Source organism: Nonomuraea sp. NPDC003709 (assembly GCF_040610775.1).
GTDB lineage: Bacteria > Actinomycetota > Actinomycetes > Streptosporangiales > Streptosporangiaceae > Nonomuraea > Nonomuraea angiospora_A.
Genome location: NZ_JBEXMW010000003.1, coordinates 132455 through 157165, shown reverse-complemented (window position 1 = coordinate 157165; position 24711 = coordinate 132455). Strand labels below are relative to the sequence as shown.

General features: G+C 69.0%; 29 protein-coding genes and 1 tRNA gene. 11 read left to right on the top strand and 19 right to left on the bottom strand.

Annotation, left to right across the window (positions count from 1 at the left end):
• Positions 1–10: 10 nt before the first annotated feature.
• Complete coding sequence (locus tag ABZX61_RS09390; RefSeq protein ID WP_355192974.1) at positions 11–1222, bottom strand: sigma-70 family RNA polymerase sigma factor; 1212 nt, start codon at positions 1220–1222, stop codon at positions 11–13.
• Complete coding sequence (locus tag ABZX61_RS09385; RefSeq protein WP_350724098.1) at positions 1219–1590, bottom strand: YciI family protein; 372 nt, start codon at positions 1588–1590, stop codon at positions 1219–1221. The genes ABZX61_RS09390 and ABZX61_RS09385 overlap by 4 nt, the downstream gene beginning before the upstream one ends.
• A 218-nt stretch (positions 1591–1808) precedes the next feature.
• On the opposite strand from ABZX61_RS09385, the gene ABZX61_RS09380 reads away from it, so the two are divergent.
• On the top strand, positions 1809–3296 hold the full coding sequence (locus ABZX61_RS09380) for an MFS transporter (protein ID WP_355192972.1): 1488 nt from the start codon (positions 1809–1811) through the stop codon (positions 3294–3296).
• A gap of 32 nt (positions 3297–3328) precedes the next feature.
• Here ABZX61_RS09380 and ABZX61_RS09375 read toward each other — a convergent pair whose 3' ends face one another.
• Positions 3329–3970, bottom strand: a complete 642-nt coding sequence (locus ABZX61_RS09375) for a LysE family translocator (protein WP_355192970.1) — start codon at positions 3968–3970, stop codon at positions 3329–3331.
• 86 nt (positions 3971–4056) lie between these two features.
• On the opposite strand from ABZX61_RS09375, the gene ABZX61_RS09370 reads away from it, so the two are divergent.
• The 3 genes from ABZX61_RS09370 to ABZX61_RS09360 are packed head-to-tail and all read left to right on the top strand — an operon-like array spanning position 4057 to position 6250.
• Entirely contained in the window at positions 4057–5004 is a 948-nt protein-coding gene (locus tag ABZX61_RS09370; RefSeq protein WP_355192968.1) for a neutral zinc metallopeptidase, read from the top strand.
• A 55-nt stretch (positions 5005–5059) separates the two neighbouring features.
• Complete coding sequence (locus ABZX61_RS09365) at positions 5060–5905, top strand: neutral zinc metallopeptidase (RefSeq protein WP_355192966.1); 846 nt, start codon at positions 5060–5062, stop codon at positions 5903–5905.
• Between the two features lie 48 nt (positions 5906–5953).
• A complete protein-coding gene (locus ABZX61_RS09360) occupies positions 5954–6250 on the top strand; it encodes a type II toxin-antitoxin system VapB family antitoxin (protein WP_185069514.1) in 297 nt (98 codons plus the stop codon).
• A gap of 345 nt (positions 6251–6595) precedes the next feature.
• Here the strand turns inward: ABZX61_RS09360 and ABZX61_RS09355 are convergent, their stop codons facing one another.
• The 14 genes from ABZX61_RS09355 to ABZX61_RS09290 form a co-directional block, all read right to left on the bottom strand.
• Positions 6596–7300: a FadR/GntR family transcriptional regulator gene (locus ABZX61_RS09355; RefSeq protein WP_355192964.1), complete on the bottom strand. Its 705-nt coding sequence runs from the start codon at positions 7298–7300 to the stop codon at positions 6596–6598.
• On the bottom strand, positions 7291–8352 hold the full coding sequence (locus tag ABZX61_RS09350) for an aldo/keto reductase (protein WP_355192962.1): 1062 nt from the start codon (positions 8350–8352) through the stop codon (positions 7291–7293). Before ABZX61_RS09350 ends, ABZX61_RS09355 begins: the two co-directional genes overlap by 10 nt.
• Positions 8353–8500: 148 nt before the next feature.
• Positions 8501–9262 (bottom strand): SDR family oxidoreductase, encoded by a 762-nt coding sequence (locus ABZX61_RS09345; protein WP_355192960.1) that lies wholly within the window; start codon positions 9260–9262, stop codon positions 8501–8503.
• Positions 9259–10302 carry an alcohol dehydrogenase catalytic domain-containing protein gene (locus ABZX61_RS09340; RefSeq protein ID WP_355192958.1) on the bottom strand — a complete coding sequence of 348 codons (1044 nt, stop codon included), beginning with the start codon at positions 10300–10302 and terminating at the stop codon, positions 9259–9261. The genes ABZX61_RS09345 and ABZX61_RS09340 overlap by 4 nt, the downstream gene beginning before the upstream one ends.
• Complete coding sequence (locus tag ABZX61_RS09335; protein ID WP_355192956.1) at positions 10299–10736, bottom strand: RbsD/FucU domain-containing protein; 438 nt, start codon at positions 10734–10736, stop codon at positions 10299–10301. The genes ABZX61_RS09340 and ABZX61_RS09335 overlap by 4 nt, the downstream gene beginning before the upstream one ends.
• A complete protein-coding gene (locus ABZX61_RS09330) occupies positions 10727–11629 on the bottom strand; it encodes an amidohydrolase family protein (RefSeq protein WP_355192954.1) in 903 nt (300 codons plus the stop codon). Before ABZX61_RS09330 ends, ABZX61_RS09335 begins: the two co-directional genes overlap by 10 nt.
• Entirely contained in the window at positions 11622–12947 is a 1326-nt protein-coding gene (locus ABZX61_RS09325) for an L-fuconate dehydratase (protein WP_355192952.1), read from the bottom strand. The genes ABZX61_RS09330 and ABZX61_RS09325 overlap by 8 nt, the downstream gene beginning before the upstream one ends.
• A 90-nt stretch (positions 12948–13037) precedes the next feature.
• Positions 13038–14081 (bottom strand): ABC transporter permease, encoded by a 1044-nt coding sequence (locus ABZX61_RS09320; RefSeq protein WP_355192950.1) that lies wholly within the window; start codon positions 14079–14081, stop codon positions 13038–13040.
• Positions 14074–15636 (bottom strand): sugar ABC transporter ATP-binding protein, encoded by a 1563-nt coding sequence (locus ABZX61_RS09315; protein ID WP_355192948.1) that lies wholly within the window; start codon positions 15634–15636, stop codon positions 14074–14076. The genes ABZX61_RS09320 and ABZX61_RS09315 overlap by 8 nt, the downstream gene beginning before the upstream one ends.
• A 52-nt stretch (positions 15637–15688) precedes the next feature.
• Positions 15689–16750, bottom strand: a complete 1062-nt coding sequence (locus tag ABZX61_RS09310; protein ID WP_355192946.1) for a sugar ABC transporter substrate-binding protein — start codon at positions 16748–16750, stop codon at positions 15689–15691.
• Between the two features lie 495 nt (positions 16751–17245).
• A tRNA-Ser gene (locus tag ABZX61_RS09305) sits at positions 17246–17335 on the bottom strand.
• A gap of 10 nt (positions 17336–17345) precedes the next feature.
• Complete coding sequence (gene tadA / locus ABZX61_RS09300; protein ID WP_350724347.1) at positions 17346–17783, bottom strand: tRNA adenosine(34) deaminase TadA; 438 nt, start codon at positions 17781–17783, stop codon at positions 17346–17348.
• A gap of 31 nt (positions 17784–17814) precedes the next feature.
• On the bottom strand, positions 17815–18291 hold the full coding sequence (locus ABZX61_RS09295; protein ID WP_350724125.1) for a tRNA adenosine deaminase-associated protein: 477 nt from the start codon (positions 18289–18291) through the stop codon (positions 17815–17817).
• 17 nt (positions 18292–18308) lie between these two features.
• Positions 18309–18827, bottom strand: coding sequence for a tRNA adenosine deaminase-associated protein (locus ABZX61_RS09290; RefSeq protein WP_355192944.1), 519 nt, complete (start codon positions 18825–18827; stop codon positions 18309–18311).
• Positions 18828–19023: 196 nt separating this feature from the next.
• Between ABZX61_RS09290 and upp the strand changes: the two genes are divergently transcribed.
• The 7 genes from upp (at position 19024) to ABZX61_RS09255 (ending at position 23558) form a co-directional block, all read left to right on the top strand.
• Positions 19024–19662 (top strand): uracil phosphoribosyltransferase, encoded by a 639-nt coding sequence (upp, locus tag ABZX61_RS09285; protein ID WP_350724129.1) that lies wholly within the window; start codon positions 19024–19026, stop codon positions 19660–19662.
• Positions 19663–19782: 120 nt separating this feature from the next.
• On the top strand, positions 19783–20007 hold the full coding sequence (locus ABZX61_RS09280) for a hypothetical protein (protein WP_192788986.1): 225 nt from the start codon (positions 19783–19785) through the stop codon (positions 20005–20007).
• 71 nt (positions 20008–20078) lie between these two features.
• Positions 20079–20261, top strand: a complete 183-nt coding sequence (locus ABZX61_RS09275; protein ID WP_192794450.1) for a hypothetical protein — start codon at positions 20079–20081, stop codon at positions 20259–20261.
• Complete coding sequence (locus ABZX61_RS09270) at positions 20258–20791, top strand: PH domain-containing protein (RefSeq protein ID WP_192788987.1); 534 nt, start codon at positions 20258–20260, stop codon at positions 20789–20791. Before ABZX61_RS09275 ends, ABZX61_RS09270 begins: the two co-directional genes overlap by 4 nt.
• Before the next feature lie 96 nt (positions 20792–20887).
• Positions 20888–22231, top strand: a complete 1344-nt coding sequence (locus tag ABZX61_RS09265) for a helix-turn-helix transcriptional regulator (protein WP_355192941.1) — start codon at positions 20888–20890, stop codon at positions 22229–22231.
• 100 nt (positions 22232–22331) lie between these two features.
• Entirely contained in the window at positions 22332–23006 is a 675-nt protein-coding gene (locus tag ABZX61_RS09260; RefSeq protein ID WP_350724133.1) for a FadR/GntR family transcriptional regulator, read from the top strand.
• 99 nt (positions 23007–23105) lie between these two features.
• Complete coding sequence (locus ABZX61_RS09255; protein WP_355192939.1) at positions 23106–23558, top strand: universal stress protein; 453 nt, start codon at positions 23106–23108, stop codon at positions 23556–23558.
• A gap of 137 nt (positions 23559–23695) precedes the next feature.
• Here the strand turns inward: ABZX61_RS09255 and soxR are convergent, their stop codons facing one another.
• Positions 23696–24229, bottom strand: coding sequence for a redox-sensitive transcriptional activator SoxR (gene soxR, locus ABZX61_RS09250; protein WP_355192937.1), 534 nt, complete (start codon positions 24227–24229; stop codon positions 23696–23698).
• A gap of 9 nt (positions 24230–24238) precedes the next feature.
• Positions 24239–24670, bottom strand: a complete 432-nt coding sequence (locus tag ABZX61_RS09245; protein ID WP_350724139.1) for an Lrp/AsnC family transcriptional regulator — start codon at positions 24668–24670, stop codon at positions 24239–24241.
• Positions 24671–24711 lie beyond the last annotated feature (41 nt).

Below are 24711 nucleotides of genomic sequence, written 5' to 3'. Positions count from 1 at the left end.
CATGCGAAATCTAGGGTTTCACCCGGCCGGCCCGGGACTCCAGGTACCGCTGCTCGGCGAGGCTGGCTGTGGACTTCGCGGCGCGCCGGTAGTGCTCGTACGCCCCGGCCGTGTCGCCGGTCTTCTCCAGCAGATGCGCCCGTACGGACAGCAGCCGGTGATGCCCGGCCATCCGCTCGTCGCTGTCCAACGTGGACAGCAGGGCCAGGCCGGCCGACGGGCCCTCGGTCTCGGCGAGCGCGATCGCGCGGTTGAGGGTGACCATCGGGTTGGGCGCGATCCGTTCGAGGATCAGGTAGAGGGCGTGCACCTGCGGCCAGTCGGTCTCCTCGGCCGTGGCCGCGTCGGCGTGCGTGGCGGCGATGGCGGCCTGCAACTGGTAGGGCCCCAGCGCCGGGCCGGCCAGCGACGCCTTGACCAGCTCGATGCCCTCGTCGATCAGGCCCCGGTCCCACTTCGTACGGTCCTGCTCGTCCAGCGGTATCAGGTCGCCCCCCGCCGTCGTACGTGCCTGCCGGCGAGCGTCGGTCAGCAGCATCAGCGCGAGCAGCCCGGTCACCTCGCCGTCCTCGGGCAGTTGCGCGTGCACCATCCTGGCCAGCCGGATCGCCTCGTGCGCGAGGTCGGAGCGGTGCAACTCGCTGCCCGAGGAGGCGGTGTAGCCCTCGTTGAAGATCAGGTAGAGCACGTGCAGGACGACCTGCAGCCGCTCCTCGCGCTCCGGGCCCTCCGGCAGGCCGAACGAGCTGCCGGCGGCCTTGATGCGCTGCTTGGCCCGGCTGATCCTGGCCGCCATCGTGGCCTCCGGCACCAGGAACGCGCGGGCGATCTCAGCAGTGGTCAGGCCGCCGACCGCCCGCAGCGTCAGGGCGGTCTGGGAGGCCGCGGTCAGGGTCGGATGGCAGCACAGGAACAGCAGGACGAGCGTGTCGTCGGTGTCCGGCACGTCCTCGGGCTTCACCTCGGTGGCCGTGGCCGACTCGCGCTCGCGGCGCGCATGGTCGCTGCGCATCTGGTCGATGAGCCGCCGGGAAGCGACTGTGACCAGCCAGCCACGCGGGTTGTCCGGCAGTCCCTCGGCCGGCCACTGCACGGTGGCGGCGAGGACGGCCTCCTGCACGGCGTCCTCACACTCCTCGAACTGGCCGTGCCGGCGTACCAACGCGCCGAGGACCTGCGGCGTGAGCTCACGCAGCAGGTCCTCGATGGCTGATGTCGTCATGCCTCCAATTGTCCGTCAGCGAACATCACCTGCCGTACCTCCACCCCCAGCCCCTGGATCGCGGTGTCCGGGATCTGCGTCGCCAGCTCGATCGCCCGCTCCTTGTTCTCGCAGTCGATCAGGTAGAAGCCGCCCAGGTACTCCTTCGCCTCCAGGAAAGGGCCGTCGGTCACCACCGGCTGGCCGTTGCGTACGGACACCACAGCCGCCTGTGACGGGTCGACCAGCGCCTGCGTGGTGATCAGCTCGCCGGATTCCTTCAGCGCCTCGATGAACCTGCCGTGGCCATCGCCGATCGCCGCCTTCTCCTCGTCGGTCAGCGCGTCCAGCACGGCCGGATTGATGTGCAGGCTGATCAGGAACTTCATCGTGTCCTCCTTGTGGTTCGCGAGCCCCGGCCGGGGCCTTCGACCGGTTGGTCGGAGCCGCTGCCGCCGTCTTGACATCCCCGGCAGAACATTCGCACGAGTTTTTCGCCGCCCCACCGTGGCGGCAGTCGCGCGAGGTCTCCCCCGTGTCGATGTCAAGAAACTCTCGCCCGCTCCGACCAACCGGCGAAACGTCGAGAGAACAGGGAGTTTCGGATATGAGAGTCAACCGGGCATGGCTGGGACTGGCCGTCCTCATGCTGCCGACATTGCTCGTCGCGATGGACATGACGGCGTTGCTCCTCGCGCTTCCCCAGCTGAGCGCCGACCTGGGTGCCACCAACGTCGAGCAGCTGTGGATCAGTGACAGCTACGGGTTCATGGTGGCCGGCATGGTCATCACGATGGGGACGCTCGGCGACCGGATCGGCCGCCGGCGGCTGCTGATGATCGGCGCGGCGGCGTTCGCGGTGCTGTCGGTCGTGGCCGCCTTCGCGGCCGGCCCGCTGCTGCTGATCGTCGCACGGGCGCTCCTGGGCATCGCCGGCGCGACCCTGGCGCCGTCCACACTGGCCTTGATCACCAACATGTTCCGTGACGAACGGCAGCGGGGGCAGGCCATCGCGATCTGGGCGACCTGCCAGTTCACCGGCGGCGCGCTCGGACCCGTGCTCGCCGGATTCCTGCTCCAGCACTTCTGGTGGGGATCGGTGTTCCTGGTCGCCGTGCCGGCGATGGCGCTGCTGCTGCTCACCGGGCCGGTCCTGCTGCCGGAGTTCCGCAGCGACCAGGCCGGCCGGCTGGACCTGGCCAGCGTCGGGCTGTCGCTCGTGGCGGTGCTTCTGATGGTCTACGGCCTCAAGCAGCTGACCGTCGAGAGCGTGCCGGTCGTGCCGGCGGTGGCCCTCGTCGTCGGCGCGGTCGTCGGATCGCTGTTCGTACGCCGGCAGCTGCGGCTGGAGACGCCGCTGCTGGACCTGCGGCTGCTCCGTAACCGGCCGCTCACGGCCGTGATCGTCGCGCTGGTCTTCGCCGGCATCGCCATGGCCGGCACGGGCCTGCTGGTGACCCAGTACCTGCAGAGCGTGCTGGGCTTCTCGCCGGTCGCGTCGGCGGTGCTTTTCGCGCCCATGGGCCTCGGCGTGGCGGTCGGCACCATGGCCGCGCCGGCGCTGGCCCGGCGGATGAAGCAGACGACCGCGATCGCCGGCGGGCTGGTGGGGTCGGCGCTGGGCAGCCTGCTCCTGGTCGCCGTCGACGGTCCGAGCGCGCTGCCGCTGGTGATGATCGGCATCACCGTACTGGCGCTGGGCACCGGCCCGCTGTTCGCGCTGGGCACCGGCCTGGTCGTCGGGTCCGTGCCGCCGGAGCGCGCCGGTTCGGCGGCGTCGATGTCGGAGACCGGCAACTACTTCGGCGGTTCGCTCGGCTTCGCGCTGCTCGGTGTGGTGGCGGCGGTGGTCTACCGCAGCCGGATGGGCGGCACGTCCGACTCGCTGGCCGGCGCGGTCGCCGCCGGCCGGCATCTTCCCGCCAGTCAGGGCGCGGAACTGCTGCACGCCGCGCGGGAGGCCTTCACGGCCGGCCTGCACGTCACGGGCGGTGTCGCCGTGGTCATCTTCGCCGGGATGGCCGTGCTGGTCCTGGCCATGCGCCCGGCAACCCGGGCCGCCTCGGCCCCGCTCCCCGAGGGCGCTCGCTCATGAGCCGGTGGTCGCCGCTGTCAGCCGCGCCGACGCTAGGCGGGCACCAGGGCCTTCGATCGGTCGGTGGCCATGTGGATGGCGAAGGCGCCGAGGATCGTGCCGGTGACGTAGCGCTGGACGCGGAGCCAGAGGGGGCGGCTGCCCAGGAAGGCGGCCAGCGCGCCGGCCGAGATGGCGATCAGGCCGTTGACCGTGGTGGCGACGACGATCTGGACCGAGCCGAGCGCCAGGCTCTGCAGCAGTACGTGGCCCATCGAAGGGTCGATGAACTGCGGGAGCAGCGACAGGTACAGGATGGCGATCTTGGGGTTGAGCAGGCAGGTCAGCAGGCCCATGCCGAACAGCTTGCGCGGGGGTTCGGGGGTGAGCGTGCGCGGCTGGAAGGCCGAGGCGCCGCCCGGCTTGACGGCGTTCCAGGCCAGCCAGAGCAGGTACGCGGCGCCGGCGAGCTTGAGTGCCGTGTAGGCGGCCGGTACGTACGCGAAGACCGCCGTCAGCCCCAGGCACGTCGCGGTCAGGTAGAGCGTGAAGCCGAGGAAGACGCCAGTGAGGGAGATCAGGCCGGCCCGGCGGCCCTGGGAGATCGATCGTGAGATCAGATAGACCATGTTCGGCCCGGGCGTGAGAACCATGCCCAGCGATACCAGCGCGATTCCGATCAAGCCAGCCGTCATATCGGCAGATTAGCGGACATATACGGTCGCGCGCATCCCAGTTTGTCGCGCTGCGTATTCGACCCGTTGCTGGGGAGTAGGGAGGCATGCAGTTCGACGACGACGCGCAACTCGATCCGTCGCAGGTCGAGGACGTACGGGCCGCCGGTCCGCAGCCGGGCGGAGGCGGGATGCCGGGCGGGTGCATGCTGCCCATCGGCGGCCGAGGAGGCTGCGGCGGCTGCCTGCTGCTCATCCTGGCGGCGGCCGGGCTGTTCCTGTTCGGGGTCATCCCCTCGCCGTTCAGCGGCCAGGGAGGCGGGCCGCAGGGCGGCGGGCGGCAGCCGAGCGCCCCAGCCATGCCCGCCCAGACCGGCAACCTGGCGGCGCGGTGCCGGACCGGCGCCGATGCGGAGCAGTCCGAGGACTGCCGCGTCGTCGGCACGGTCAACAGCATCCAGACGTACTGGCGGCAGGCGTTCCAGGAGCGCGGGCGCACGTACAAGCCCGCCAGGACCGTGCTGTTCTCCAACGCGGTCAACACCGGCTGCGGCACGGCCGACGCCGCCGTGGGCCCGTTCTACTGCCCCGTCGATCGCAAGGTCTATCTCGACCTGTCGTTCTTCAACACGCTCCAGCGCGACTTCGGCGCCGAAGGCGGTCCGTTCGCGCAGGCGTACGTGGTCGCCCACGAGTACGGCCACCACGTCCAGAACCTGCTCGGCACCATGAACAGGGTCGGCCCCGACAGCAGGCCCGGCGCAGGCAGCCCGTCGGTGCGACTGGAGCTGCAGGCCGACTGCTACGCGGGCGTCTGGGCGCACAACGCGGTCAAGACCGGCTTCTTCCGGGAGCCGTTCTCCCAGACGGACATCGACCAGGCGCTCAGCGCGGCCGCGGCGGTCGGCGACGACAGCATCCAGCGCCGCACGCAGGGCCGGGTGACCCCCGACGCCTTCACCCACGGCACGTCGCGGCAGCGGGAGAGCTGGTTCAGCGTCGGGTACGACAGCGGGGACCCCAAGCGATGCGACACGTTCTCCGGAGGTATTTGATACGGCTCTGTGGGGAAGCTGTCATGCGGGCGGCACCCCCAGAAGGGACGTCAGCATGGACTTCAGGGACGACGTCGAGCTCGACTCCTCGCAGGTCGAGGATGCCGGCGGCGGTTATTCGGGCGGTGGTGGCGGCGGCTTCCCCGGCGGCATGATCATCGGCGGTGGCGGCATCGTCAGCCTGATCGTGCTCGTGCTGGTCGTCGTGCTGAACAACGTGGGCGGTGGCGGCGGCGCCGAGCCCGCCCAGCGGCGGTCCCCGTCCAACCTGTCCGGGCAGTGCCGGACGGGCAAGGACGCCGACCAGTCGGAGCGGTGCCGGGTGGTGGGCGTGGTCAACAGCATCCAGGACTACTGGAAGCAGGAAATTTCGGGATATCGGGCGGCGAAAACCATCCTCTACTCCGGTCGCTTACGTACGGGCTGCGGCACGGCCAGCTCGGCGGTGGGCCCCTTCTACTGCCCCGGCGACCAGCGCGTCTACCTCGACCTGAGCTTCTTCGACCAGCTCCACACCCAGTTCGGCGCCAAGGGCGGGCCGTTCGCGCAGGCGTACGTGATCGCCCACGAGTACGGCCACCACGTGCAGGACCTGCTCGGCGCCCTCGACACGGGCGGCTCCTCCGTCTCCACCGAACTCCAGGCGGACTGCTACGCCGGCGTCTGGGCGCACAACGCGGTCAAGACCGGCTTCTACGAGAAGCCGTTCACCCGGACGGATATCTCCGAGGCCCTGGACGCCGCCGCGGCGGTCGGCGACGACAGAATCCAGCAACGCACCCAAGGCAGAATCGATCCTGAATCGTTCACGCACGGCAGCTCCAAGCAACGCGTCAACGCCTTCCAACGCGGCTACGAAAAGGGCACGGCCGACTCCTGCGAACCGGGCGACCTGCGCTGAGGCTCCCGGACAACGCAAGGAATCGGATTCTCTCCTAAAATCGGGGGGGTGATCTTCAAGCTTGTCGGCGACGGACGCCCTTATCCCGACCACGGTCTCTCTAACCGAGAGTGGGCGCAGATCCCTCCACGGCAGGTCCGGCTCGACTCGTTGATCACCACGAAGGCCGTACTGGACCTGCATTCGCTGCTCGCCGCCGACTCCACCTTCTACGGCGACCTTTTCCCGCACGTGGTGCAGTGGCAGGGCGAGCTCTATCTGGAGGACGGTCTGCACCGCGCGTTGCGCGCGGCCCTGCACCAAAGATCGATCCTGCACGCCAGGGTCCTCGAGCTGCCCAACTGAGAAAGGGAAAAGGGAGCCGCGGGATTCGCGGCTCCCTTTTCGCATGCGCTCCATAAATGATGTTGGAAAGGCTCGGGAGCGCCCCCGCCTCATGACGAAGGGCCCGCCGACCCGTAGGTCGGAGGCCCTCCTCGTGGCGGTGGTGGTGGGATTTGAACCCGTCCGCCCACCCCATTGGGCCTGTGATGATCCTCACACACCTGGTGGGGCCACCCCCGCCATTCGATCCCACCGTCGCCGCGGTGCCGGCCGCGCTCGAGGGAGCCATGCCGGCGCTGTGGGCGCGCCGCTCGTCGTGGTTCATGGCCACGTCGGTCAGGTTCCGGTGCCGTTCGCCGTCGGCGCTCAGCGGGGGAGGGATTCGGTGGTGCGCAGGTATTCCCTCAATCCCCGTTCGGTGCTGCTGACGTGCAGCAGTGCAGCGGCCTGGCTGAGAGCGGCGTCACGGGTGGACAGGGCCGTGAAGATCGCCTCGTGCTCGGCGAGGGTGCGGCCCGCAGCCTCGGCGTCAACGTGGCCACGCCAGATGCGGGCGCGCAACGTACGGCCGGAGATGGCCTCCAGGAGGGTGAGCAGCGTGTCGTTGCCCGTGGCCGAGACGACGGCACGGTGGAAGGCCGCGTCGTGGGCGTTGAGCCGTTCGACGTCGTCGCGGGCCTCACGCATGGCGTCCAAGTGCTGTTGCACCTCGGCGAGTTGTTCGTCGGAGATCCGGATCGCGGCCAGTGCCGTGGCGACCGGTTCGAGGAGCCGACGTACCTCCATCAGATCCTGCAGGGCGGCCGAGTCGCCCTGCAGCAGCTCCACAGCCCCGCCGAGACCCTCGAAGAGCAGGCTCGGCTGCAGGCTGGTCACGTACGTGCCGTCGCCCCGCCGGATCTCCAGGACTCGCGCGACGGCCAGTGCCTTGACCGCTTCCCGTGCGAGGTTGCGGGACAGGCCCAGTTGAGCGGCCAGATCCGGTTCCGGTGGAAGCTTCGAACCCGGCGGCAGGGCTCCGGTGCGGATCAGCTCACGGATCTGCTCAATGGCCCTGTCGGTCAAAGACAATGCGAACTCCTCTGGTACCCCTTCTCGGCGGGCACGTCCGATCTGATCAATCCTTGGGCACGAAGATCCTCCCAAAGGCCTTCGGGGATGTGCCGACGGTGGAGTTCCGCGTTCCGCGCGACCTGCTCAGCATTCCGCATGCCCAGGGTGACGTTGATGATATGGGGATGGGTGTACGGAAAGGCAATCGCCGCTGCCGGGAGGGTCGTGCCGTGCGCCACGCAGACCTCGGCGATCGCCAGGGCACGGGCGACCAGGGCAGGCGGCGCGTCCCGGTAGTCGTACTTCATGCCCTCGGCGGGCCGGTCGAGGGAGAGCAGTCCCGAATTGAACACACCGACCGCCACCACACTTTTGTCCAGTTCCTGAGCGGCGGGCAGGACGTCGTCCAATGCCGACTGGTCGAGGAGCGTGTAGCGGCCGGCGAGCATCACCACGTCGGCGGCGGTGTCACGCAGGAAGCGGGCGAGCATGGCTGACTGGTTCATGCCGGCGCCGATGGCGCCGATCACCCCTTGGTCGCGTAGTTCCGCCAGGACGGGCATGGCCTCCTCGGCGGCCTGCCTCCAGTGGTCGTCGGGGTCGTGCAGGTAGACGACGTCCAGACGGTCGAGGCCCGTGCGCTCCAGTGTCGCCTCGATGGAGCGCAGTACCCCGTCCCGGCTGAAGTCCCACTGCCTGCGCAGGTCGTCCCGGACGACGAAACCCTCGTCGTCGACCCCGCGCGGCCGCTCGTTGGGCACCAGCAGACGGCCCACTTTGGAGGATATGACGTACTCGTTCCGCGGACGGTCCCGCAACGCGGCGCCCAGGCGGTGCTCGGACAGGCCCAGGCCGTAGTGGGGTGCTGTGTCGAAGTACCGGATGCCTGCGTCCCAGGCCGCTTCGACCGCGGCTGCCGCGTCAAGTGCCGGTGTGACGCGGTGGAGATTGCCTATGACGGAGGCCCCGAAGCCGAGTTCGCTGAGCTCGACCGAGGTGTTCGTGATCTTCCGGTGTCGCAAGGTGTGCTCCTTGGGAGTGGGAGTCGGGGCGGCCGCCGGCTGGCGCATCGGCGTCCGACCGCGGCCGAGACGCCCGCCATGAGCGCCTCGACCTCGGCGAGCGACGCCATGGAGATGTCACCGGGGGGTGGTCATGGTGTGGGTGCCACGGCCCGCTCCACCTGCTCGGGGAAGAGCACGGTGCCGGCGCCGACGGTCATCGGCCCAGCCATCCGCCGTCGACGGGGAGGACGGTGCCGTGCACGTAGGCGGCGGCGTCGGAGGCCAGGAACACGGTGGCGCCCGCGAGATCGTCGGCGGTGCCCCACCGCCCGGCCGGGATGCGGTCCAGGATCGCCCGGCTGCGCGCCGGATCGTCCTGGAGAGCCTGAGTGTTGTCGGTGGCGATGTAGCCGGGCGCGATGGCGTTGACGTTGACGCCGTGCGGGGCCCACTCGTTGGCCAGCGCCTTGGTCAGGCCGGCGACACCGTGCTTGGCGGCGGTGTAGCCGGGCACATTGATGCCGCCCTGGAAGCTGAGCAGCGACGCCGTGAAAAGGATCTTCCCGTAGCCTCGGGACACCATCGCCGCGCCCACCGCCCTGGCCAGCGTGAACTGGGCGCTGAGGTTGACCTGGAGGACCAGCTCCCAGTCGGCGTCGGCGTGTTCGGCCGTCGGGGCGCGGCGGATGGTGCCAGCATTGTTGACCAGGATGTCCACCGGTCGCTCACGTCCAGCGAGGTCCGTGGCCAGGGACCGGACTGCCTCGGTGTCGGCGAAGTCGGTGCGGATCGCCTCGAAGGTACGGCCTGCGGCAAGGACGTCCTTCTCGACGGCGCTGCCGGACTCCTCCAGGTTGGCGCTGACGCCGATGACGTCGGCGCCGGCCTCGGCCAGCGCCCGGGCCATGGCCCGGCCGATGCCGCGCCGGGCGCCGGTGACAACGGCAAGTCTTCCCGTGAGGTCGAAGGCAGTCATACGGCTGCTCCCTGTGCGTCGTCGGTGCAGTCCACGAGGATCTTCATGACGTCGCCACCCGCCTCGAGCGCTTCGAACGCGGCGGGCGCCTGGGTGAGTGGCACCACCTTGCTGATCAGTTGCTCGGCGGGGATGGTGGCGTCGGCAACCAGCGTGACCGCCTTCTCGAAGTCCGAACGGTCGTACAGCCTTGCGCCGATGAGGGTCAGTTCGCGCCAGAAGAACCGATGCAGGTCGACCTCTCGAGGCCGGGGGTGGATGGCCACGAGGCACAGCCGGCCGCGTACGCCCAGCACCTGGACCGCGGTGTCCACACCGCCTGCCGCGCCGGAGACCTCGAATGCGACATCCGCGCCTGCGTCGCCGGTCCACTGCCGGACCAGTTCGGGCACGTCCTCGGCAGCCGGGTTCCAGGCGGTCAGCCCCAACTTCTGCGCCAGGATCCGCCGGTGGCCGCTCAGCTCCACCACGCGGACTTCGGCACCGGTGGCGCGCGCGACCAGCGCGATCAGGATGCCGATGGGTCCGCCGCCCACGACGACCACCCGCTCACCGTCCCGCACTCGGGCCCGGTTGACGTCGTGTACCGCCACCGCAGTGGGTTCGACGAGCGCGGCGCGGTCCAGGGGGAGCGAGTCGGGCAGCCGTACGAGGGTGGCGGCGGGCACGATCCAGCGCTGCTGCATCGCGCCCGGGGAGTCGATACCGATGAAATCCAGGTGCTGGCAGATGTGCCGGTTGCCTGCGCGGCAGGCGGGGCAGCTGTCGTCCCAGCGCAGCGGCATCACGGTGACCGCGTCGCCGGGCCGCCAGCCTTCGACGTCCGGCCCGACACGGAGGACACGGCCGGACATCTCGTGCCCCAGGACCGCGGGCGTGCTGACCCGGGCGTCCATGTCACCGTGGAAGATGTGTAGATCGGTGCCGCAGATGCCGACGTAGGCGGGGGCCAGCTCGACCTCACCCGGTCCGGGGGAGGCGGGTTCGACGGGCGCCGTGTCCAGGGTTCGGGCAGCCGTGTAACGGACGGCGAGTGTCATCGTGTTGTCACGGTCCTTTCAGTGCGAACGCCGATGGTCAGCAGCAGGTTCGCGTAGGTACGGATGTCGGCGGTGACGATCGCCAGCGCCAGGTCGGGTGAGCGGGCGGCGTCGTAGAACTCGAAGCGGCTGAGGTTCTCGACCGGGACGGGCGCCAGCTTCGAGCGGTACTCGGTGATGGCCGGCGGCTCCGGTGCGCCCTCGGGGGGCACCATCACCTGGGCCGACTCGACGGGCAGGGCCCGCAGCAGGACGTCGAGCACGACGGTGACGTCCAGCAGGCCGGGGGCCAGGTTGAGGTGGACCGTCCTGGCACGCTCGCCGGTGGCGGTGCTGGCGGGGTAGTGGCCGTCGGCGAGCAGGACGCGGGCGCCGTGGCCGGCTCCGGCCAGGGCTTCGAGGATTCCAGGGTGCAGCAGTTCGGTCAGGAGCATGGGGCGGTCCTCCCGTCGGCGGCGGATATCAGGCCGTAGAAGGTGGTCGCAGTGTCAGCGAGCACGGCGTCGGTCTCGATGGCGGAGCAGCCGCTCAGGAGTACCTCGACGGTGGCGGCCCAGCGGTTCCAGCCCCCCGCCAGAACGCATACCGGCCAGTCGGAGCCGAACATCAGCCGCTCGGGGCCGAAGGAGGAGAGCAGGACGTCCCACACCGGCCGGATGTCGGCGATCGTCCACTTCTCGTGGTCGGCTTCCGTGACCAGCCCGGACACCTTGCACCGCACCTGCGGGTGCCCGGCAAGCAATCTCACGTTCTGTTCCCAGTCGGCCAGATCATGCCGGACGATGGAGGGCTTCCCTGCGTGATCCAGGACCAGCGGCAGATCCGGGAGGCGTTCGGCCAGGCGGATCGCCTGGGAGAGCTGGTGGCTGCGGATGAGCACGTCGTAGCCGAGCCCGCGCTCCTGCACCGCCCGCAACCCCCGCTCCACGGCCGGGCGTTGCAGCCATTCCGGGTCGGACTCGCTTTGGACGATGTGCCGCACGGCTCGCAGATACGCCCCTCCGGGCCCGGCCCGCAGTTCGTCGAGCACGTCACCGATCGCCGGGGAGGTCAGGTCTGCCCAGCCGACGACCGCGCCGATCAGCGGGTTCTCGTCGGCCAGAGCCAGCAGCTCGCGTGTCTCGACCACGGACGTGACGCACTGGACGACCACCGTGCTCGTCAGCTGTCGGCCGGCGATGAGCCGGGTCGCGGTCGATCGCAGGTCGTCGAGGCCGAAGGTGCGGCGGATCGGCTCGTGGCCCGCCTCGTCCAGCCAGGGCTGGGGGCGGTGGTCGAGGTTCCATACGTGATGGTGGGCGTCGACCAGGCGGAGGGCGTCAGACACGGGCGGTCCAGACGGGGCCGTCGGGGTAGGCGTACTCCTTGAGAGACTCCGGGTGCATCTGCGCGCTGAGTCCGGGCAGGGCCGGGGCGAGGTAGTGGCCGTCCGCAACGCGGACCGGGTCGACGAAGTGCTCGTGCAGATGGTCGACGTACTCGATGACCCGGTTCTCGACCGTGCCGGAGACGGCGACGTAGTCGAACATCGACAGGTGTTGCACCATCTCGCACAGGCCCACACCGCCCGCGTGTGGGCAGACCGGCACCCCGAACTTGGCAGCGAGCAGCAGGATCGCGATGTTCTCGTTGACGCCGCCGACCCGTGCCGAGTCGATTTGCACGATGTCCACCGCGCCCGCCTGGAGGAGTTGCTTGAAGACGACCCGGTTGGCGATGTGCTCGCCGGTGGCGACCTTGATGGGGCTGACCGCCTTGCGAACGGCGGCATGCCCGAGGATGTCGTCCGGGGAGGTGGGCTCCTCGATCCAGTACGGCTGATAGGGGGCCAGGGCGCGCATCCAGTCGATGGCGGGCTGCACGTCCCATCTCTGGTTGGCATCGACCGCGATGCGAATGCCCTCGCCCACCGTCTGACGAGCAGTGCGCATACGCCGTAGATCGTCCTCGAGGTCCGCGCCGACCTTCAGCTTGATCTGGGTGAAGCCGTCGGCGACGGCCTCGCGGGCGAGGCGGGCCAGCTTCTCGTCGGAGTAGCCGAGCCAGCCAGGGGTGGTGGTGTAGGCGGGGTAGCCGCGCTCCAGCAGGTGGGCGATGCGCTGCCGGCGACCCGGTTCGGCGCGGCGCAGGATCTGAAGCGCCTCCTCTGGAGTGAGGGCATCGCTCAGCCAGCGGAAGTCGATCTGGGCGACCAGATCCTCTGGCGACATCTCGCCGAGAAACCGCCAGACGGGCTTGCCGACCCGCTTGGCCGCGAGGTCCCAGGCGGCGTTGACGACGGCACCGGTGGCCATGTGGATGGCGCCCTTCTCCGGGCCCAGCCAGCGCAGTTGGGGGTCGTGGACCAGAGAGCGGGAGAACGTGCCGAGGTCGGCGCAGACCTCGTCGACGGACAATCCGACCACATGCGGGGCCAGGGCCGCGATGGCGGCGGCCTGGACATCGTTGCCACGGCCCGTGGTGAAGGCCAGGGCGTGGCCCTCCAGTCCGTCACCGGCGTCGGTGCGCAAGATGACGTAGGCGGCCGAGTAGTCGGGTTCGGGGTTCATCGCGTCCGATCCGTCCAGATGCTCGGACGTCGGGAACCGGACGTCCATGACGTCGAGCGCGGTGATGCGGGCGGATGCGGACACAGCGGAGGACATGGCAGCAACTCCTGTGGCGGCAGGCGGCGACACGACCTCCTGCGACGGAACAAAGATGGGGCGGCGTACGGCGGCGTGGGGTCGCCCGGTTCACTCCTGGACCTTGCCGCCCGTGATGCGGGAGATGGTCAGCGCGACCAGGATGATCAGGCCGTTGAGGGCGCCGATCCACTGGGCGGGGACACCCGCGAGGGTGAGCACATTCTGGATCATGAAGAGCAGCAGGATGCCGCTGAAGGCGCCGAACATGGTGCCCTTGCCGCCGTTGAGGCTGATCCCGCCGATGACGGCGGCGGCGAACACGGTGAAGATGTAACCGTTGCCCTGCGCGGAGGCGACGGAGGCGAGACGCCCGGAAAGTAGCAGCCCGGCGAGTGCGGCCAGCAGGCTGCCGGTGACGATGACGATCCACAGCACCCGGTCAGTGCGGATACCGGCCGCCTTCGCCGCGTCGACGTTGCCGCCGATGGCGTACAGCGAGCGGCCGAAGCTGGTCCAGCCCAGGACGACGATCGCCACGGCGAACAGCGCCAGGCAGATCCAGATAGAGGCGGGTATCCCGAACCACTGGGCGGTGCCCAGGTAGAGCATCGACTCCGGCAGTTGGAAGAAGGTCTGGCCGCCCGAGATGCCGGTGAGGACACCACGCAGGACGATCAGCATGCCGAGGGTGACGATGAAGCCGTTGAGACCGAAGCGGATGATCAGCAGGGCGTTGACCACGCCGATGAGCGCACCCACGGCCAGCGTGATGGGAATCGACCAGGCGCCGGGGAGGAGCCCGAGGCCGGGTCCGACGCCGGCCGGCACCACCAGCAGGGCGGCGACGCCGGGCGCGAGGCCCATGGTGGACTCCAGAGACAGGTCCATCTTCTTGACGATCAGGATCATCGTCTGGGCGAGGACCAGCAGGGCGATCTCGGACATGGTCTGCAGGACATTGATCAGGTTGTCGCCCTGGAGGAAGACCGGGTTGACGATCTGGCCGACGATCGCGATCGCGACGATCGCGGGAACCAGGGCGAGGTCACGCAGCCGGGCCACGGGTATCCGGCCGCCGAACAGCCCCTTCCGCCCGGCCTCGGGCTTCGTGGGCTTGGGGGCGGGCGTGTCCGCGAGGGCGGTTTCAGGCATTGAGGTCCACTCCTTCCATCGCGGCCACTAGGTCGTGGTCGTGCCAGCCGCGGGCGATCTCTGAGGTCACCCGGCCCTGGAACATCACCAGGACCCGGTCGCACATGCGCAGGTCGTCGAGTTCGTCAGAGGCGATGAGCACTCCGGTGCCGCCTTCCGCGGTCTCCTCGACCTTGCCGAGGAGGAACTCCTTGGAGCGCACGTCCACGCCTGCGGTCGGGTTGATCAGCACCAGCAGCCGGGGGTCGTCGGCGAGGGCGCGGGCCATGACGACCTTCTGCTGGTTGCCCCCGGACAGCGCGGAGACCGACAGGTCGGAGCCTGAGGTCTTGATCGCCAGTTTCTCGATCATGCCCTCGGCAAGCTGGTCCCGGCGGTCGCGGCTCAGGAACCCTCCCCGGCTGAGCCGTTTGGGCACGGACAGCGTGGCGTTGTCCGCGATCGACATGTCGGGTACGAAACCCTGGTGGTGCCGGTCCTGCGGGACGAACCCGGCGCCGGCGGCGAGCGCGGCGGGCACGCTGCCCGGCTGTGGCTGCCGCCCTGCGATCTCGACCTCGCCGCCGTCGGCGGCCAGCAGCCCCACGACGGTCTCGGCGACCTCGATGCGACCGCTGCCGGCGGCCCCGGCCAGGCCGACGATCTCGCCCGCGCCCACCTTGAAGGTGACGTCCTCGTAGGCCTGGCCGGTGAGGCCCCGGACGCTCAGCGCCGACGTCGCGCCGACGTCGAGGGCGCTCGCCCGTTCCTCGCGCCTGTCGGCCGCCGCCTCGCCGGTCATGGCGGCGATGAGCTCGGTGCGGGGAAGTTCGGCGACCGGCGCGGTCAGGATGTGCTGGGCGTCTCGGAACACCGTCACCATGTCGCAGATCTCGTAGATCTCCTGGAGGTGGTGGCTGATGAACAGGAAGGTCACGCCCTGGCGCTGCAGATCGCGTATTCTCTCGAAGAGCCGGTTGATCGCCGCGCCGTCGAGTTGCGCGGTCGGTTCGTCGAGGATGATGAACCGGGCTCCGAAGGACAGCGCACGGGCGATCTCGACGAACTGCCGCTGTTCCACGCTGAGATCGCCGGCCGGAGCTTGCGGATCCACGTCCACCGACCAGGTCGACAGCAGTTCCCGCGCCCGCCTGCGCACTCCCTGCCAGCTGATCAGCCCGCTCCGGCCGTGCTCATGCCGGTTCAGGAAGAGGTTCTCGGCGACGGTCAGCGTGGGGATGATCGTCGACTTCTGGTAAACACAGGCCACCCGCTGCCGCCAGGCGTCGCGGTCCGCGAGCCGGGGCGCCAGGCTGCCGCCGAAGGTGACCGTTCCCTCGTCCGGGGCCTGAAGTCCGGTGAGGACGGACACCAGGGTCGACTTGCCGGCCCCGTTGCGGCCGACCAGCGCGTGGGTCTCGTTGGGCATGATGGTGATCCGGGCGCCGTTCAGGGCCACCGTCGGACCGAATCGTTTGACAATGCCCGTCGCCTCGACGACGGGAGGGCCGACCGGGGCTCTCCCGTCGTGCGCCGGGGCGGGCGCGGGGGTGACTGCTCGCTCCCCGTCGCTCATCTCAACCGCCTTGTGTTCGTGAGCCGTTCTGTTTCCTGACGAGCTCTGAGACTCAGCCGAGGTTGTTGCCCCACAGGGACGTGTCGGTGCTCTTGAGGCTGGGGACACCGCCGTAGGTGCCGCCGTCGGCGGTGACGAGCGGGGCTGCGAGCTGGTCCTCCAGCAGACCGTCACGGACCTGGACGATGGTGCTGTCGTGGTCGGTCTTGCCCGGCTGGAACGTCTTCCCGTCCATTGCGGCCTTCAGGTAGTACAGGGCGTACTTGGCGTAGAGGTCGGCCGGCTGGGAGACGGTGGCGTCGATCTTGCCCTCGGCGATGGACTTGAGTTCTTCGGGGATGCCGTCGTTCGAGACGACGAACACGTGCTTCGCGTCCTCGGGACCGACCAACAGGCCCTTCTGCTTGAGCACCTGGAGCGTGCCAGACAGGGCGAAGCTGGACTGCATGTAGACGCCCTTGATGTCCGGGTGGGCGGTCAGGTCTGTCTGGAGCTTCTGCGCGGCGACGGCGCCGTCCCAGTTGGTGGCCTCTCCCAGCACCGTGATGCCCGGGTAGTTCTTCTTCATACAGTCGTTGAACGCCTCGGTGCGGTCACGGCCGTTGATGGAGGCAAGGTCGCCTTGAAGCATGACGACCTTGCCCTTGCCGGCCAGCTTGGTGCCCAGGTACTGGCACGCCTTCTCGCCGTAGGCACGATTGTCGGCGCGGACGACCATGTAGACCTTGCCGCTGTCGGGGCGGGTGTCGACGGTGACGACCGAGATCTTCTTCGCCTCCAGCTGCGCGAGGGTCGGGGCGATGGCGGCGGTGTCCTGCGGAGCCATCGCCAGGCCCTTCACACCCTGGCTGATGAACGTCTGCGCGTTGGCGGTCAGCTTGGCGACGTCATTCTGCGAGTTGGTGGTCTTGAGCGAGAGGCCAAGCTCCTTGGCGTACTCGGGCGTGTACTTGATGTACGAGTTCCAGAAGTCGGTGTCGGAGCGTGGGTAGTCCACGCCGACCAGTGGCGTGGCGCTCGACGTGGCCGTGGTGCCGGAGCTGCTGCAGGCGCTGAGCAACACCAGCGCGGACACGGCGGAGGCGGTGGAGCACAGGACAGTTGTGAGTCTCATCGGCACTTCCTCGCACTGATCCCGAAGCGGGGGATGTTTCATATCGGCGGCATCCGTGTGTCACCGACATGAAGAGATGGGATGTATTTAAGGCCGAATCCGGGGCACTGTCTACCCCAAGGGGCATTTTGCTGCGATGCTCTCGGTAGATCTCTTGTCTGGACATCACCGGCAACGAGCGGGAGGATGGATCCATCCCATCAATTCAGTTCAACGCGTGCATGATGTGATCCGGCCATGCCGGCTGGTAGAGGCATGCCATGTCCGACGGTGGGCACACTGCTACAACCTTCGACAAAGGAACGAGAGTCTGGTCGGGCCTGGTTGCCGACCGCTGGATGCCGCCCCATCCGGCACCGGTGGGCAGGATGGTGTCTTCGTCCTCGCCCACGGTGGGCACGTCAGCGGCGGCGACGGGCCGCCGGGGTCCCCAAAACGCTTTCATGATCTTGACAGACGAAGGGCCCCCGACCCGTAGGTCGGAGGCCCTTCTCGTGGCGGTGGTGGTGGGATTTGAACCCACGGATGAGTTGCCCCATCACACGCTTTCGAGGCGTGCGCCCTCGGCCACTAGGCGACACCACCGCGCATGAGCTTACCGGATCCGGCGAGTAGCGAAGAACCGCTTTAGTACCGACGAGCACTCGTCCGCCAACACTCCCATGACGACCTCGGGCCGATGGTTGAGCCGGCGGTCGCGTACGACGTCCCAGAGCGAGCCCACGGCCCCGCCCTTCTCGTCCACCGCGCCGTACACGATCCGGTCGACCCGGGCCAGTACAGCGGCGCCCGCGCACATCGTGCAGGGCTCCAGGGTCACCACGAGCGTGCAGCCGGCCAGCCGCCACTGCCCGCGCCGCACGGCCGCCTGCCGGAGCGCGAGAACCTCGGCGTGGGCCGTCGGGTCGGCGGAGGACTCGCGGTCGTTGCCCGCCGCGGACAGGACCTCGCCGAGCGCGTCGAGCACCACCGCGCCCACGGGGATCTCTCCCCTGGACCCCGCTGCGTCCGCCTCCGCCAGCGCCAGGCGCATGGCCTCCTCGTACGTCACAGCGAGAGCCGGGTCACCGCAGCCGGTCGAGCTCGTCGGCGAAGGCCAGCCGCTCGGCGATCACCGACAGGATGTCGGCCGGCAGCATGCCCTCCTCCATGCTCAGCTCCAGCAGCTCCTCGGAGCTGACCCCGAGGTCGCTCAGCAGCTCGTAGTCACCGGCCGGGCGCACGCCGAGGCCGTTGGCCTCCTTGTCGGGCGCCACGCCGGCGAACTCGGCGAACAGCTCGCCGAGCGGGTCGGACAGGATCGCGTGCGCGTCCGACAGGAACACGCGCGGCTCCTCCTCGCCCCGGTAGCGGGCGATCGCGAACCACTCGTCCTCGACCTCGACGCAGAGCAGGGCCAGCTCGTCGCCGGAGAGGCTCAGCGTCTCCGTGACCGCGTCACCGAGGTCGTCGACGATCTCGGCCGCGCTCAGATCGACCTCGGCGCCGCTCCAGCCGTCCGAGGTCCTGACGAAAGCCGCAGAGAAGGTGTTGGACGCCATGTCCGAGCTCCAGGGGGTCAGCCGAAGACCGATTCGATGGCACGCTCGAACGGCTCGGAGAAGCCGAGCCGCGCGGCGATGCTGGACAGCACATCTTCGGGCAGCAAGTCGATGTCGCCGGAGAGGATGCCCAGCTCCATCTCGTCCAACCCGAGATCGGCGAAGATCGACAGATCTCCGGCGGGGAGCACGGTCTCCTCGTCCTGGAGGATCTCGTCGAGCTCCTCCTCGTCCGGCACCGGCACGTCGAGGTACTCGAGAACCTGGCGGGCCAGCGGGAAGTCCCAGGAGGCCGCGATGTCGGACAGGAACACGTCCACCCGCTCGCCCAGGACCCGCAAAGCTACGAAGAACTCGTCACCCACGGCGACCAGCCCGATCGTCCCGCTCTCGCTCGGCTGCTGCCGCAGGGCATGGATCAACCCCTGCAGGTCGGACGTGAGCACGACCGGCAGGAGCTCGGCGTCCCAGCACCCGTCCTCGCGATAGACCACGATGGCGAAGTCCAGAGCGTCATCTTCGTCTGCCATCGCCATCCCCACCCGACTTCTGACACGACAGGTATTACCAGCACCCAATCGTTCCAGACCCGCGCACGAGGCGTGTGCCTCTCGGACCAAATTGTGATCAAAACCCATGGCCTGACGGGCCGTGGGGGTGGGCGCGGTCAGGGGACCACCGCAGGTGGCGGGGGTCCCCATGCACGTTCGCCAGCGGATAGCCTTGCCGTTTATGGAAACCCTCGTCGTCGACCATCCGCTCGTGGCCCACAAGCTCACCACGCTGCGCGATGTCCGCACCGACTCGCCGACCTTCCGCAGGCTCGCGGATGAGCTGGTGACGCTGCTCGCGTACGAGGCCACCCGCGACGTGCGGATCAACGACGTCACGGTCGAGACGCCCGTGGCCCCCGCCCACGGCGTGCGACTGGCCAAGCCGTACCCCCTGGTGGTGCCCATCCTGCGCGCCGGGCTCGGCATGCTCGACGGCATGACCCGGCTGCTGCCCACGGCCGAGGTCGGGTTCCTCGGCATGATCAGGAACGAGTCCACCCTCCAGGCCGAGACATACGCCACGCGGCTGCCCGACGACCTGTCCGGCCGCCAGTGCTACGTCGTCGACCCGATGCTGGCCACCGGCGGCACGCTGGCGGCGGCCGTGCAGTTCCTGTTCGACAGGGGCGCGGTCGATGTCACGGCCATCTGCCTGCTGGCCGCCCCCGAGGGCCTGGCGTACATGGACAAGGTGTTCGCCAACTCGGGCAAGCCCATCCGCGTGGTGACCGCCGCGCTCGACGAGCGGCTCAACGAGAACGGCTACATCGTGCCCGGCCTCGGCGACGCGGGCGACCGCCTCTACGGCGTGGTCTGACGCCACGACGTCTGAAAAGCACCTTTCCCGTCACACGCAGTCATCTCTTCGTTACATACTGTTGTTTCGTGGGTACGAAGAGGCAGGAAGGCAACTTCCGCATGCGCGTGGGGGAGCACGATGAGCGATCACAGCGAGGCGGAGCCGGCTCCGTACGCGGAGGTGGAAACTGTGCTGTGCGACGAGTTCGCCGGCATCCACTCCGCGACCACCGTAACGCGCTGCGTTGAAGCTGCGCACTACGGCGCGCTGGAGGTCACCGGTTACGCCCATCCAAGCCTTGTAGAGCGCATCGCACGCAAGCACCTTCACGTCCTGGCCCTGGTGGCCAGCGAACGCGGCTGACAAGATCAAAACTATCCCGCGAAGGCATCTTTACCCGGGCATCCGGGTGGGTAATGTATAGGGCGGGTGGAGTGGGTAAGGGCACGGAGGCGACGGTGCAGGTCAAAAAAGTCCTCACATACGGTGGTATCGCATTTGTCGCGTACTACCTGTTCGCGCGACCATCTGACGCCGCGGACGCGGTGAGAGGAGCGTTCGACACGGTGTTCAACGCGGCCGACTCGCTGGCTCAATTTGTGAACAGCCTGTCATGAGACTTGTGACCCACGGGGACTCCGCCCCGTCGTCGGTCAACCGATACCTTCTCCCCCAAGAACAACAGTTCATCATGGTCCGGCGGCACCCTGCGATCTTGCTACGCCCGGTTGCCGAGGTGCTCGCCGGCCTGATCGTCGCGGGCTTGCTCAGCAAGTTCTTCGGAGGCAGCGATCAGGGTGGCACGGCGCTCGTCGTCGTGTGGTGGTTGTGGCTCCTGCTTCTGGTGCGTTTCGTGTGGAAAGTCGCGGAGTGGTCGGTCGATTACTTTGTGGTGACTTCGAAGCGCATGCTGCTGACAACGGGCTTGATCACCCGTAAGGTCGCGATGATGCCTTTGGGCAAGGTCACCGACATGAGCTTCCAAAGAAGTCTGCTTGGGCGCATGCTCGGCTACGGTGAGTTCATCCTCGAGTCAGCAGGTCAGGACCAGGCACTCTCGACCGTGGAGTACATTCCGTACCCCGAGACGCTGTACCTCGAGGTCTGCGGGATGCTTTTTCCCAGCAAGGACGAGAGCGACGATTAATCTCCTCGCGGGGAATTCTTCACTCGGGGATACCCGATTCGGCTACTTCATGCAATCATTGCGTGTTGTTGACCCTTCCCCGCCTTGAGAGATGAGATGCCGAGTCAGGGAACCATCGGTGACCGCGTCCGCGGACTGCGGCTGAACAGGCGGATGTCCCAGGCCCAACTGGCCGGACCCGACCTGTCTGACAGTTATGTCTCGCTCATTGAGTCGGGCAAGCGCACGCCGACTCCTGTCGTGGCCCGGCTGCTGGCCGAGCGGCTGGGGTGCACGACCGAGTTCCTCCTTCACGGAATCGAACCTCGGCAGCGCATCGACACGGAGCTCGGCCTGCGTCACGCCGAGCTCGAGCTGCAGCATGGCGACCCGTCCGTCGCCGCCGACCGCTTCACGGAGATCGTGAAGGCGGCCGACGAGGAAAACGCCATGCTGACCGCGCACGCCCGGTTCGGCAGGGCGCGCGCGCTCGAGGCCCAGGGTCGCCTCGGCCAGGCGGTGGAGGCGTTCGAGCGCCTGCGCAGGGAGGCCGCGGCTCACCCCGAGCGGCTGGCCGACCTCCCGCTCACGATCGCACTGAGCCGCTGCTACCAGCGGGCGGGCGACCGCCTGCGGGCCCGCGACCTGGCCGCCGCCGCCCTCCAGCAGGCCGAGCGGCTGTCCATCACGCAGGGCGAGATCGCCGTCGACCTGGCAGCCGCTCTGGTCGAGGCGCGCAGCGAGCGCGAGAGCGAGTCCCGCGAGCTGGGATACGTCCAGCGGGTGCTGGCTCTGACCGGCGTTCCTCAAGTTGTGGACCGTTCCGGAGAGATCCAGGCGCTGTGGCACGCGAGCGCCGCCGCCGCTGCCGGCGAGGACTCGGCGCTGGCCGTGCGCCTCGCCGACGACGCCATCATGGCCGGCCGCCAGGCCCGGCTGTCGCTGCAGCTGGCCAGGACCGCCATGCACTGGTCCAGGCTGACCACGGTGCCGGCCGACGAGGCCGAGCGCCTCATCTCGGCCGCCGCCGAGGCGTTCGCCACGTTCCCCGGCACCGCGCGCGAGCACGGCGAGAGCCTCATCGTGCACGCGCGGGTCGTGCTGCGGACCGGCGCCTCGGCGCGGGCGAGCGAGCTGGCGAACGCGGCTCTGAGCCTGTCGCACGACCGCGCCGGCACCACGCCCGCCGAGGCCCACCTCGTGCTGGCCACCGTCGCGTTCGACGAGGGGGGCGACGCCTCCGCGCACCTGCGCGACGCCCACCGGGCGCTCGACACGCTCGACCGGCCGGTGTTCGGCTCCGATCGGCAGGCCGCGCGTTGCTGGCGTGAGCTGGGCGACCTCTACGGCAGGGCCGGGTCCAGAACACAACAGACCGCCGCATATCGTAAGGCCCTCGAAGCCGCTGGGGTCCGTTCGGCCATGGCGGGGGTGACCGTCGACGCCACGGTTTCGCGCTGATCCTCCAGGAGCTCCAGATTTGGCGTTTTGAGTCTGGAATAATTAGGGTCTACCAGTCATTGACTCATAGGATGATTGGTTTCCCCGGAGGAGGCGGACTGTGAGTCTGCGTACGGCGCAGCGGGCTTCGCTCGTCGACCAGGTGATCGATCAGCTCAAGGAGCAGATCACCTCAGGGTCGTGGCCGATGAACGGCAAGATCCCGACCGAGACGGTGCTCGCCGAGCAGCTCGGGGTGGGTCGCAACACCGTTCGGGAGGCCGTACGCGCGCTCACGCACGCCGGGCTGCTCGAGTGCCGTCAGGGGGACGGCACTTACGTCCGTGCGACCAGCGAGCTGTCCGGCGCGATGCTGCGGCGGCTCAAGCAGGCCGAGCAGCTCGAGATCCTCGAGGTACGTCGTGCGCTGGAGGTCGAGTCCGCGCGCCTGGCCGCCACCCGGCGCACGGACGACGACATCAAGCGCATCGAGGCGGCCCTGGCCGAGCGGGACCGGGCCTGGGAGCTGGACGACCCCGACTACTTCGTCGAGGCCGACCTGGCCTTCCACATGGCCGTGGCGCACGCGACGCACAACCTGGTGCTGATCGACCTGTACGAGGACTTCTCGGCGGCTCTGCGCGCCAGCATCACGGCCGCGGGAACCTCGCTCGACAAGAGCTACATCCCGCACGACGCCATCGCCCGCGCCATCGCGGCGGGGGACGCGGCGGCGGCCGAGCGGGCGGGGCACGCCTGCATGGAACACATCCTCATCGCCCTCACCGAATCCTGACCCCTCCCCCGGGGTGTGACAAAGGAGACAGCCGGCTCTGGAATGGCGCCTGATCGCTTCGGTGCTTTAGCGGAAGAGTGAAGTGAAAGGAAGAACGCCATGACCATCCTTGTCGCCTACGACGGCTCGGCCGACTCGCGGACCGCGATCGAATTCGCGGCCAAGCATCTCGCCGCCGAGCCCACCGTCGTCGTCACGGTGTGGGAGCCGCTGCTCGTGCAGCTCAAGAAGTATCCGCTGGCCGCGGGCGCCCTCGACCAGAGCACCGAGGACGAGTCGCACGCGCAGGCGGAGCAGCATGCCCGGGAGGGGGCCGAGCTGGCCATCGCCGCCGGGCTCTCGGACGTCACCTATCGGGCGGTGGCTGACAACGAGTCGATCTGGAAGACGATTGTCGATGTGGCGGATGAGGTGGATGCCTCGGTGATCGTCACGGGGTCGCGGGGGCTGGCGGGGGTGCGGTCGGTGCTGTTGGGGAGCGTGTCCAACCACGTGCTCCATCACGCGCACCGGCCGACGCTCATCGTCCCGCCGGCCAAGCCCGCCCGCTGAAAGCGGCTCAGGACCTCAGCCGAAGCGCGCCACCGCACTTCGGCTGGGGTCCTTTGCGTGAGGAGGACGGCCTTGGGGTCCCTCCAGAGGCCGGGCCCGACCGTGACGACGACGAGGGGCAGCCTTGGGGTGGGGCGTCAGGAGGCTGTGGGGAGGGGCGTTTCCGTGAAGGGGGCGCAGCCGGTTGAGGGGGCGCAGGACTGGGGTGGGGGGCAGAGGCGGGTATCGATGCGGCGCGCGCCCGGGCCCTCGTCGCCGAGCCGGTCGTGGGGGTTGGCCACCGGGCACCGGTCGAGCGACAGGCAGCCGCACCCGATGCAGTCCGTGAGATCGTCCCGCAGCCGCTGAAGCTGCTCGATCCGGTCGTCCAGCTCCCCGCGCCAGGCGGCCGACAGCCGGGCCCAGTCGTCCCGGTTGGGCGTGCGCTCGTCCGGCAGCTCGGCGAGGGCGTCCTTGATGGTCTTCAGGGGGATGCCGATGCGCTGGGCCAGCCTGATGAACGCGATCCTGCGCAGGCTGTCGCGGGTGTACCGGCGCTGGTTGCCGGCCGTACGGCGGCTCTTGATCAGGCCCTTGGTCTCGTAGAAGTGCAGGGCGGACACGGCGACCCCGCTGCGCTCGGCGAGCTCGCCGACGGTGAGCTCCTTGGTGTTCCAGGCGACCTTCGTCATACCTGGAGATTACTTGAGGGTTCGTTCGAACAGGGTCTCGAGGACCACGATCGTCTGCGTCCCGGTGACCCCGTCCACCCCGAACACCCGGCGCAGCACGTCCTGCAGCTCCACTGTCCCGGCCGTACGGACCTTGAGCAGCACCGACGCGGGACCCGCGATGACGTGCGCCTCCTCGATCTCCGGGATCGCCGCCAGCCGGTCGGCGCTGTCGCCCATCCAGGTGCTCCCGTCCACCAGCACGTACGCCGTCACCGCACGCCCGAGCGCCGCCTGGTCCACCTCGATCGTCGTCCGCCTGATCACCCCGCGCTCGCGCAGCTTGCGCACCCGCTCGTGCGCGGCCCCGCTGGACAGCCCCACCGCCTTGCCCAGCACCGCGTACGACCGCGTCGCGTCCTCCTGCAGCAGGCCGATCAGCATCCTGTCGATATCATCCACAGCCGAATGCTATCCAGTGATATGCCCGAGATGTCGAACAG

Coding starts and splice junctions, on each gene's coding strand:
- ABZX61_RS09390 (WP_355192974.1), bottom strand. CDS start 1,222: ATGACGACATCAGCCATCGAGGACCTGCTGCGTGAGCTCACGCCGCAG.
- ABZX61_RS09385 (WP_350724098.1), bottom strand. CDS start 1,590: ATGAAGTTCCTGATCAGCCTGCACATCAATCCGGCCGTGCTGGACGCG.
- ABZX61_RS09380 (WP_355192972.1), top strand. CDS start 1,809: ATGAGAGTCAACCGGGCATGGCTGGGACTGGCCGTCCTCATGCTGCCG.
- ABZX61_RS09375 (WP_355192970.1), bottom strand. CDS start 3,970: ATGACGGCTGGCTTGATCGGAATCGCGCTGGTATCGCTGGGCATGGTT.
- ABZX61_RS09370 (WP_355192968.1), top strand. CDS start 4,057: ATGCAGTTCGACGACGACGCGCAACTCGATCCGTCGCAGGTCGAGGAC.
- ABZX61_RS09365 (WP_355192966.1), top strand. CDS start 5,060: ATGGACTTCAGGGACGACGTCGAGCTCGACTCCTCGCAGGTCGAGGAT.
- ABZX61_RS09350 (WP_355192962.1), bottom strand. CDS start 8,352: ATGCGCCAGCCGGCGGCCGCCCCGACTCCCACTCCCAAGGAGCACACC.
- ABZX61_RS09345 (WP_355192960.1), bottom strand. CDS start 9,262: ATGACTGCCTTCGACCTCACGGGAAGACTTGCCGTTGTCACCGGCGCC.
- ABZX61_RS09340 (WP_355192958.1), bottom strand. CDS start 10,302: ATGACACTCGCCGTCCGTTACACGGCTGCCCGAACCCTGGACACGGCG.
- ABZX61_RS09335 (WP_355192956.1), bottom strand. CDS start 10,736: ATGCTCCTGACCGAACTGCTGCACCCTGGAATCCTCGAAGCCCTGGCC.
- ABZX61_RS09325 (WP_355192952.1), bottom strand. CDS start 12,947: ATGTCCTCCGCTGTGTCCGCATCCGCCCGCATCACCGCGCTCGACGTC.
- ABZX61_RS09320 (WP_355192950.1), bottom strand. CDS start 14,081: ATGCCTGAAACCGCCCTCGCGGACACGCCCGCCCCCAAGCCCACGAAG.
- ABZX61_RS09315 (WP_355192948.1), bottom strand. CDS start 15,636: ATGAGCGACGGGGAGCGAGCAGTCACCCCCGCGCCCGCCCCGGCGCAC.
- ABZX61_RS09310 (WP_355192946.1), bottom strand. CDS start 16,750: ATGAGACTCACAACTGTCCTGTGCTCCACCGCCTCCGCCGTGTCCGCG.
- tadA (WP_350724347.1), bottom strand. CDS start 17,783: ATGCGCCTGGCGCTGGCGGAGGCGGACGCAGCGGGGTCCAGGGGAGAG.
- ABZX61_RS09295 (WP_350724125.1), bottom strand. CDS start 18,291: ATGGCGTCCAACACCTTCTCTGCGGCTTTCGTCAGGACCTCGGACGGC.
- ABZX61_RS09290 (WP_355192944.1), bottom strand. CDS start 18,827: ATGGCGATGGCAGACGAAGATGACGCTCTGGACTTCGCCATCGTGGTC.
- upp (WP_350724129.1), top strand. CDS start 19,024: ATGGAAACCCTCGTCGTCGACCATCCGCTCGTGGCCCACAAGCTCACC.
- ABZX61_RS09280 (WP_192788986.1), top strand. CDS start 19,783: ATGAGCGATCACAGCGAGGCGGAGCCGGCTCCGTACGCGGAGGTGGAA.
- ABZX61_RS09270 (WP_192788987.1), top strand. CDS start 20,258: ATGAGACTTGTGACCCACGGGGACTCCGCCCCGTCGTCGGTCAACCGA.
- ABZX61_RS09265 (WP_355192941.1), top strand. CDS start 20,888: ATGCCGAGTCAGGGAACCATCGGTGACCGCGTCCGCGGACTGCGGCTG.
- ABZX61_RS09255 (WP_355192939.1), top strand. CDS start 23,106: ATGACCATCCTTGTCGCCTACGACGGCTCGGCCGACTCGCGGACCGCG.
- soxR (WP_355192937.1), bottom strand. CDS start 24,229: ATGACGAAGGTCGCCTGGAACACCAAGGAGCTCACCGTCGGCGAGCTC.